The organism is Pseudomonas sp. S36, from assembly GCF_016647875.1.
In the GTDB taxonomy this organism is placed as follows: Bacteria; Pseudomonadota; Gammaproteobacteria; order Pseudomonadales; family Pseudomonadaceae; genus Aquipseudomonas; species Aquipseudomonas parafulva.
This window is the reverse complement of record NZ_JACVVG010000084.1, coordinates 1-8,772: the sequence shown is the minus strand read 5'-3', so window position 1 is coordinate 8,772 and position 8,772 is coordinate 1. Positions and strand designations below refer to the sequence as shown.

The 8,772-nt window shown below is 65.3% G+C and carries 5 protein-coding genes; 1 reads left to right on the top strand and 4 read right to left on the bottom strand.

Going from position 1 to position 8,772, the window contains the following annotated elements; translation table 11 throughout:
• Positions 1-69 precede the first annotated feature (69 nt).
• The 4 genes from IAE36_RS23245 to mnmC all read right to left on the bottom strand — a co-directional run bounded on the left by IAE36_RS23245 (position 70) and on the right by mnmC (position 6,994).
• Entirely contained in the window at positions 70-1,251 is a 1,182-nt protein-coding gene (locus tag IAE36_RS23245; protein WP_201214950.1) for an osmoprotectant NAGGN system M42 family peptidase, read from the bottom strand.
• A gap of 93 nt (positions 1,252-1,344) precedes the next feature.
• On the bottom strand, positions 1,345-3,090 hold the full coding sequence (gene ngg / locus IAE36_RS23240; RefSeq protein WP_201214949.1) for an N-acetylglutaminylglutamine synthetase: 1,746 nt from the start codon (positions 3,088-3,090) through the stop codon (positions 1,345-1,347).
• A 3-nt stretch (positions 3,091-3,093) separates the two neighbouring features.
• Positions 3,094-4,881, bottom strand: a complete 1,788-nt coding sequence (locus IAE36_RS23235; RefSeq protein ID WP_028634683.1) for an N-acetylglutaminylglutamine amidotransferase — start codon at positions 4,879-4,881, stop codon at positions 3,094-3,096.
• A 142-nt stretch (positions 4,882-5,023) separates the two neighbouring features.
• Entirely contained in the window at positions 5,024-6,994 is a 1,971-nt protein-coding gene (gene mnmC / locus IAE36_RS23230) for a bifunctional tRNA (5-methylaminomethyl-2-thiouridine)(34)-methyltransferase MnmD/FAD-dependent 5-carboxymethylaminomethyl-2-thiouridine(34) oxidoreductase MnmC (RefSeq protein WP_201214948.1), read from the bottom strand.
• A gap of 163 nt (positions 6,995-7,157) precedes the next feature.
• Between mnmC and pap the strand changes: the two genes are divergently transcribed.
• Positions 7,158-8,651, top strand: a complete 1,494-nt coding sequence (gene pap / locus IAE36_RS23225; RefSeq protein ID WP_028634685.1) for a polyphosphate:AMP phosphotransferase — start codon at positions 7,158-7,160, stop codon at positions 8,649-8,651.
• The last annotated feature ends 121 nt before the right edge of the window (positions 8,652-8,772 follow it).

Here is an 8,772-nt window from a genome sequence, read left to right as displayed (position 1 = left end):
CCCCCCCCCCCCCCCCCCCCCCCCCCCCCCCCCCCCCCCCCAAAAAACCCCCCGCCCCCATCGCCAACCTTATTTATTGCCCACCAAACTGTCCACCGCCGGCACCCGCGTATCGCTCTCCATCTGCGCATCATGTTCCAGCTGGTGGCTGAACCGCTCCAGTGAAGCATTGGCCGGCTGGGAATCACTGGCAAACACAGGCGGGCTCAGTAAGTAGGCCGACAGCAACTGGCTCAACGCTGCCAGGCTATCGATGTGGGTACGCTCATACCCATGTGTGGCATCGCAGCCAAAGGCCACCAGTGCCGTACGAATGTCGTGCCCCGCCGTCACCGCCGAATGGGCATCGCTGAAGTAATAGCGGAACAGGTCGCGCCGCACCGGCAGCTCGTAATCACCGGCCAGTTTCAGCAGGTGGCGGGACAAATGGTAATCGTAGGGCCCCGACGAATCCTGCATCGCCACACTCACCGCATGCTCACTGGAGGCCTGCCCCGGGGCCACAGGGGCGATATCGATACCCACGAACTCGCTGACGTCCCAGGGCAGGGCGCCAGCAGCACCGGAGCCGGTTTCCTCGGTGATGGTGAACAGTGGGTGGCAGTCGATCAGCGGCTGGCGGCCACTTTCCACCACGGCCTTGAGTGCAGCCAGCAATGCCGCCACACCGGCCTTGTCGTCCAGGTGGCGGGCGCTGATGTGGCCGCTTTCGGTGAATTCGGGCAACGGGTCGAAGGCCACGAAGTCGCCAATGTTCACGCCCAGGGCCTCGCAATCTGCCCGTGTGGTGCAATAGGCATCCAGCCGTACCTCCACGTGCTCCCAGCTCACCGGCATCTGGTCGATGGCGGTGTTGAACGCATGCCCGCTGGCCATCAGCGGCAGTACGCTGCCACGGAACACACCGGTATCGGTAAACACACTCACCCGGCTGCCTTCGGCAAAACGGCTGGACCAGCAGCCCACCGGTGCCAGCGCCAGCCGGCCGTTGTCCTGCAGTTGGCGCACGCTGGCGCCGATGGTGTCCAGGTGCGCGGATACCGCACGGTCTGGCGAACTCTGGCGGCCCTTGAGGGTGGCGCGGATGGTGCCGCGCCGGGTCAGCTCGAAGGGGATGCCCAGCTCGTCAAGGCGTTCGGCCACGTAACGCACGATGGTGTCGGTAAAGCCGGTAGGGCTGGGGATGGCAAGCATCTCCAGCAGTACACGCTTAAGGTATTCGAGATCGGGTTCGGGATGTCGCTCAGACATGTCCTGGCCTCCAGTCGTGGTCTTGAAAAGTGGTCAGCGTTCGTGCAGCGGCGGCCGGTTTCGGGCCTCCACTTACGGCGCTGGTATCGTGTGTCAGCCCAAAGGCCGGCTGTGGGGGAACAGCAGATCGATGAAACGCTCTGCGGTGGGCTGCGGCTCATGGTTGGCCAGCCCGGCCCGTTCGTTGGCCTCGATGATCACGTAGTCCGGCTGGGCGGCATCGCGCACCATGAAATCCAGGCCGACCACGGGAATCTCCAACGCCCGGGCAGCCTTTACGGCCGCCTCTGCAAGCACGGGGTGCAGCGTTGCCGTCACATCCTCCAGGGTGCCGCCCGTGTGCAGGTTGGCAGTGCGACGCACCGCCAGCTGCTGGCCGGCAGGCAGAATGTGGTCATAGCCATAGCCTGCCGCTACCAGCGTGCGTTCGGTTTCATCGTCCAGCGGAATGCGGCTTTCACCACCGGTCGCGGCCTGGCGCCGGCGGCTCTGGGCTTCGATCAACGCGCGGATGCTGTGCGTGCCATCGCCGGTTACCTGCGCCGGGTGGCGAATGGCGGCTGCAACCACCTCGTAACCGATCACCAGAATGCGCAGGTCGTGGCCAGCGTGGAAGCTTTCCAGCAGCACGCGGCTGTCGAACTGGCGCGCCTGCTCGACGGCGTGGGCGATGTCTTCGAAGGTGGTGAGGTTGACCGCTACCCCCTGGCCTTGCTCGCCATCTACTGGCTTTACCACCACCGCGCCGTGCTCTTCGAGAAATGCGAGGTTTTCATCGGCGTTACCCGCCAACTGCTGCGCCGGCACTTGCAAGCCTGCGTTACCCAATGCCCGCTGAGTCAGGCGCTTGTCCTGGCACAGGGTCATGGTCACGGCGCTGGTCAGGTCGCTGAGCGATTCACGGCAGCGGATGCGGCGGCCACCCAGGCTCAAGGTGAATAGGCCCGACGCCGCGTCATCGACCTGCACCTCCACACCCCGGCGCAGCGCCTCGTCGACGATGATGCGCGCATAGGGGTTGAGGTCGGCTTGCGGGCCAGGGCCCAGAAACAGCCGCTCGTTGATGCCATTCTTGCGCTTGACGGCGAAGGTGGGCAGGTTGCGAAACCCCAGCTTTTCGTACAGGCGCTTGGCCTGGCGATTGTCGTGCAGCACCGACAGGTCCAGGTAGGCCAGGCCCCGGCTCATGAAGTGTTCGATCAGGTGACGCACCAGCACTTCGCCCACCCCGGGGCGCGTGCAGTGCGGGTCTACGGCCAGGCACCACAGGCTGCTGCCGTTTTCCGGGTCGTCGAAGGCCTTGGCGTGGTTCAGGCCCATCACGCTGCCAATGATCGCGCCACTGTCATCATCCTCGGCCAGCCAGTACACCGGGCCGCCCAAGTGGCGGGGGGTAAGCAGTTCAGGGTCGACGGGCAGCATGCCGCGTGCCTGGTACAGGGTATTGATGGCCTGCCAGTCGCCGTCATTCTGCGCCCGGCGCACGCGAAAGCCGCGGAACACCCGTTGCGCCGGGCGGTAGTCGGTAAACCACAGGCGCAGGGTGTCGGAAGGGTCAAGAAACAGCTGCTGCGGGGCATGGGCCAGCACCTGCTGGGGGGCCGCCACGTACAGCGCAATATCACGCTCGCCACGGCATTCGCCCAACAGATCTTCTGCGAGCTTGGCCGGGTCGGCGTAGGTGTGGCCGATCAGTAGCCGGCCCCAGCCGCAGTGCAGGGCACGGGGCTGGTGTTGAGGCTCGCTGCCATCGCCCGCCAGGCGTGCCTGCAGGCGCTCGTACGAGGGCGCCTGGCCGCGCAGCAGGCGCTGGCCATAGGCAGTTTCGTGGGCTTTCATGGGTCAGAGTCCTTGTTCGGTCAGCCACAGGTTCAGCGCGGCCAGCTGCCAGAGCTTGGAGCCGCGTAACGGGGTCAGCTGGCCGTGGGGGTTGCTCAGCAAACGGTCGATCATGGCCGGGTTGAACAACCCCCGGTCCTGGCTGGGGTCGGTGAGCAATTCACGTACCCAACCCAGCGTGGCGCCTTCCAGGTGCTTCAGGCCAGGCACGGGGAAGTAGCCTTTCTTGCGGTCGATCACCTCGTGAGGGATCACACGGCGAGCCGCCTGCTTGAGCACATGCTTGCCGCCATCGGGCAGCTTGAAACGCCCGGGAATGCGGGCCGACAGCTCAGCCAGGCGGTAGTCCAGGAACGGGGTGCGCGCCTCCAGCCCCCAGGCCATGGTCATGTTGTCCACCCGTTTGACCGGGTCGTCCACCAGCATCACGGTGCTGTCCAGGCGCAGGGCCTTGTCAACGGCAGCGCTGGCACCGGGGCGGGCAAAATGCTCACGCACGAAGTCACCGGCCGCGTCGTTGTCCAACTGCCAGGGCGCCTGCACCGTGTCACGGTACTCGGCATGGCTGCGGTCGAAGAACGCCTCGCGGTAAGCCGTGAAAGCGTCATCGGCGCCATCCACCTTGGGGTACCAGTGGTAGCCGGCAAACAGCTCATCGGCGCCCTGGCCGCTTTGCACGCCCTTGCAGTGTTTCGCCACTTCCCGGGACAACAGGTAGAAGGCGATGCAGTCATGGCTGACCATCGGCTCGCTCATGGCGCGGAAGGCCGCTGGCAGCTGGTCGATGATTTCGTGCTCGGCGATGCGCAACTGGTGGTGGCGGGTGCCATAGTGCTTGGCGATCAGGTCGGAATACTGGAACTCGTCACCGCGCTCGCCACCGGCATCTTCGAAGCCGATAGAGAAGGTGGACAAGTCCTCCACGCCCACTTCACGCAGCAGCCCCACCAGCAGGCTGGAGTCGACGCCGCCAGACAACAGCACGCCGACGTCCACCGCAGCGCGCTGGCGGATGGCCACGGCATCGCGGGTCGCGTCCAGCACGCGAGTGGTCCAGCCTTCCAGGTCCAGGTCACGCTCGTCGGGGTTGGGGCCGTACTGCAGTTGCCACCAGGTCTGGCGTTCTACCTCACCGTGGCGGTCGACGCGCATCCAGGTCCCTGGCTCCAGCTTCTGCACGTTGGCCAGCAACGTGCGCGGTGCCGGTACCACGGCATGGAAGTTCAGGTAGTGGTTGAGGGCGACCGGGTCCAGCATCGGGTCGATATCGCCACCTTTGAGCAGCGCCGGCAGGGTAGAGGCAAAACGCAGGCGCTCGCCGTTACGCGACAGGTACAGGGGTTTCACACCCAGGCGGTCACGGGCTAGGAACAGGCGCTGGTTGTCGCGCTCCCAGATGGCCAGGGCGAACATGCCGTTGAGTTTTGGCAGCAGGGCCGCGCCCCAGGCGTGGTAGCCCTTGAGCAACACCTCGGTGTCGCCGTCGGACCAGAAGCTGTAGCCCAGGTCCAGTAGCTCCTGGCGCAGCTCCGGGAAGTTGTAGATGGCGCCGTTGAAAGCCAAGGACAGGCCCAGGGTGTTGTCTACCATTGGCTGGGCAGAGCCGTCGGACAAGTCCATGATTTTCAGGCGACGGTGGCCAAGGGCAATCGGCCCCTGGCTATGAAAGCCCCACGCATCCGGGCCGCGTGGCGCCAGGTGATGGGTGATGCGCTCTACAGCAGCCAGGTCGGCTGGGCGAGGGGCTTGGCCGAGGGGGGTGAAACGCAATTCTCCAGCTAATCCGCACATAAGTCCTTACCGGTTTTTCCGTTGGGGAGGGGGTGCCCCGGATTAGGGCACCTTCTGGAACTGACCCATGTGCTTTGTGAGAGTTTTAGAACGATCGGTTATAAGGCTGGGTGTGTCGGTAGGCGCATAACCCACACTTTGGTCATTTACCGCGGATCAATTTGCGCAGCGCAAAGCGGTTTGGGTGGCAGGCCTCGGCCACGGTTCGCGGTAAGGGCAGTGGCTCCCCGCACACCCAGGCGGCCACCAGTTCGCCGCTCAACGGTGCGGTTATCAGCCCGCGAGATCCGTGGCCGCTGTTCACGTAGAGGCCGTTTAGCCAGGGGCAGGGCACTTGGGGCTGCTGCCGGGCATCGCGCGCCAGCACGGCGTAGGCGTCGGCGAATGCCTCGGGGTCGGCTAGGGGGCCGACGATCGGCAGGTAATCGGCGCTGGTGCAGCGGAAGGCCGCGCGCCCCTGTAGTTGCGCTGCATCCAGGGTATGGGCGCCCAGCCGCTCGGCCAGGTCGGTGGAGATCTCATCTAGCAGCTTCAGGTTACCCTGGTGTTCTTCCAGGGTAGGTGCCACGTCCTGGCTGTGGAAATCGAAACTGGCGCCCAAGGTGTGTTCATCACCGCGTGGCGGCGCTACATAGCCTTCTGCACACAGCACCGTGCCCAGTGCACGGCTGGTTGGCGTGGCCGGCAGCCGGGTAACCTGGCCGCGAATGCGCTTGAGCGGCAGGCCTGCACAGGGCGCGAAGCGGCGTACGTCCGCGGCACCTGCCAGTACCACCACCGGGGCGCTTGCCAGCAAGCCCTCACCGCCCCAGGCCTGCCACAGCCCATCGACCTTGCGCAGCTCGGCCACCTCCTGGTGGGTGATGGTGCGGATGCGCGGGTGTTGCAGCTGCTGCCTGCATAACGCCGGCGGGTGCACCCAGCCGCCTTCAGGGTAGAACAAGCCGCCTGACGGCAGCGTTACCCCGGCAATGGCCTGGGCCTGGTCTTGCGAGAGTGGTTGCAGCAGGCCCGTGTCGAAGGCAGCCGCCAGTTTGCGCTGGCGCTCGGCCTCCTGGGCGTGGAATGCCAGTTGCAGCACCCCGCAGGCGTCCCAATCCTGGCCGCGCTGCAGGTGCTCCAGTTGGCGGCGGGTGTAGCCGAAACCGGCCACGATCATCTGTGAAAGCGCGGTGCCGTGGGCCGAAAGCTTGAGGTACAGCACCCCTTGCGGGTTGCCCGAGGCTTCCTGCGCAGGCGCGGCATGACGCTCCAGCACCGTGACGTGCCAGCCGCGCCGGGCCAGGCTGGCCGCCGTGCTGCTGCCCGCCAGCCCGGCGCCAATCACCAGCGCCTGCCTGGGACCTGGGGCAGAGGCCGGGCGGCGGTACCAAGGTGCCGTGCTGTCGGCCTCCGGCCCTACATAGGCGCCACTCATCACCTCCCACTTCTTGCCAATGCCGGGCACTTTCTTCATGGCAAACCCGGCCTCCACCAGGCTGCGCCGAACCCACCCGGTGGTGGTGAAGGTGCCCAGCACCGTGCCGGGGTGTGAAAGCCGGGCCAACTGGGCGAACAGCTCAGGCGTCCACATGTCGGGGTTCTTGGCCGGGGCGAAACCGTCGAGGAACCACACATCGACCTGGGCATCGAGCTGCGGCAGTTGTTCAAGCACATCCCCCACCAGCAAGGTGAGGGTCACCCGGCCTTCAGCGAAGGTGAACTGCTGGTAACCCGGGTGTACGGCCACGTACTGCGCCAGCAGCGGCTCGCCAAAGGCTGCCAGTTCTGGCCACAGCCTGACCGCGCGGGCCATGTCGTGGTGGCTGAGCGGGTACTTTTCGACACTGACGAAGTGCAGGCGGGCGCCTGCCGTGGCGTGCTGTTCGAACAACTGCCAGGCGCAATAGAAGTTCATGCCCGTGCCAAAGCCGGTTTCGCCGATTACCAGGCAGTCATGGGCGGCCAAGGCAGTGAAACGTTCAGCCAGGCGCGTTTGTCCGAGAAACACGTGTCGCGTTTCATCAATGCCTTCGTTAACGGCGAAGTACACATCGTCGTACTGCCGCGAATGCGGGCGGCCCTGGTCATCCCAATCAATCTGGGCGTGCTGAAGGAGGGTAGTTCCGGTCATGTCTGGGTGAGCGGCAAGCTGCAAGAGAAGCGCAGATGTTCGCATGACCAAGCTTTTCTTGCAGCTAACCCCCGCAACTTGCAGCTCACAACTTGCAGCTTGCCGCTAGCCTTTTGCCGCTTGATTTCCGCTAATCTTGGTTATCCATCAAAGGAGCCCATGCATGTTCGAATCCGCCGAAATCGGCCACAGTATCGACAAGGAAACGTACGACGCTGAGGTGCCCGCCTTGCGCGAGGCCCTGCTCGAAGCCCAGTACGAACTCAAGCAGCAGGCGCGCTTCCCGGTCATCGTGCTGATCAATGGCGTGGAGGGCGCCGGCAAGGGCGAGACGGTCAAGCTGCTGAATGAGTGGATGGACCCGCGCATGATCGATGTGCTCACCTTCGACCAGCAAACCGACGAAGAGCTGGCGCGGCCACCGGCCTGGCGCTACTGGCGGGCCTTGCCACCCAAGGGGCGCATGGGGGTTTTTTTCGGCAACTGGTACAGCCAGATGCTGCAGGGCCGTGTGCATGGGGTGTTCAAGGACGCTGTGCTGGACCAGGCCATCACGGGCGCCGAGCACCTGGAGCAGATGCTGTGCGATGAAGGCGCGCTGATCATCAAGTTCTGGTTCCACTTGTCCAAGAAGCAGATGAAGGCGCGGTTGAAATCCCTGAAGGACGACCCGTTGCACAGCTGGAAGATCAGCCCGCTGGACTGGCAGCAGTCGCACACCTATGACCGCTTCGTGCGGTTTGGCGAGCGTGTGCTGCGCCGCACCAGCCGCGACTACGCGCCATGGCACATCGTCGAGGGCGTAGACCCCCACTACCGCAGCTTGGCGGTGGGGCGCATTCTGCTCGAAAGCCTGCAGGCCGCCCTGGCCAATAACCCCAAAGGCAAGCACCAGGGCAACGTCGCGCCCTTGGGCCGCAGCATCGATGAGCGCAGCTTGCTGGGCGCCCTGGACCTGACCCTGCGCCTGGACAAAGCGGACTACCAGGAGCAGCTGGTGACCGAGCAGGCGCGCCTGGCCGGCCTGCTGCGCGACAAGCGCATGCGCCGGCACGCGCTGGTAGCCGCCTTCGAGGGCAACGATGCCGCCGGCAAGGGCGGCGCCATCCGCCGCCTGGCAGCCGCGCTGGACCCGCGCCAATACCGCATCGTACCCATCGCCGCCCCCACTGAAGAAGAGCGCGCCCAGCCATACCTGTGGCGCTTCTGGCGGCACATCCCGGCCCGGGGCAAGTTCACCATCTTCGACCGCTCCTGGTACGGCCGGGTGCTGGTCGAGCGGGTGGAAGGCTTCTGCAGCCCGGCCGACTGGATGCGTGCCTACAGCGAGATCAACGACTTCGAAGAGCAGTTGGTGAATGCCGGCGTGGTGGTGGTGAAGTTCTGGCTGGCAATCGACCCCCAGACGCAGTTGGAGCGCTTCGAGGAACGTGAACAGACCCCGTTCAAGCGCTACAAGATCACCGAGGACGACTGGCGCAACCGTGACAAGTGGGACGATTACAGCCAGGCCGTGGGCGACATGGTGGACCGCACCAGCAGCGAGATCGCGCCCTGGACGCTGATCGAGGCCAACGACAAGCGCTGGGCCCGGGTGAAGGTGCTGCGCACCGTCAATGAAGCGCTCGAAGCCGCGTTCGCCAAGCACAAGAAGTAGCTCGCTGCTCGCTTTCGCAGGGGGTTGGTCCAGCCCACGCCCCCTGTAGGAGCGAGCGCAGCTCGCGATGCGCCGCGCGGGCGGCGCTCGATCTCCCAGGCGCTGCACCTGTAAAGGCGAA

What these genes read in the sequence shown, in the direction of transcription:
- mnmC (WP_201214948.1), bottom strand. Translation starts at nt 6,994, where the DNA reads ATGACCGGAACTACCCTCCTTCAGCACGCCCAGATTGATTGGGATGAC.
- IAE36_RS23245 (WP_201214950.1), bottom strand. Translation starts at nt 1,251, where the DNA reads ATGTCTGAGCGACATCCCGAACCCGATCTCGAATACCTTAAGCGTGTA.
- IAE36_RS23235 (WP_028634683.1), bottom strand. Translation starts at nt 4,881, where the DNA reads ATGTGCGGATTAGCTGGAGAATTGCGTTTCACCCCCCTCGGCCAAGCC.
- pap (WP_028634685.1), top strand. Translation starts at nt 7,158, where the DNA reads ATGTTCGAATCCGCCGAAATCGGCCACAGTATCGACAAGGAAACGTAC.
- ngg (WP_201214949.1), bottom strand. Translation starts at nt 3,090, where the DNA reads ATGAAAGCCCACGAAACTGCCTATGGCCAGCGCCTGCTGCGCGGCCAG.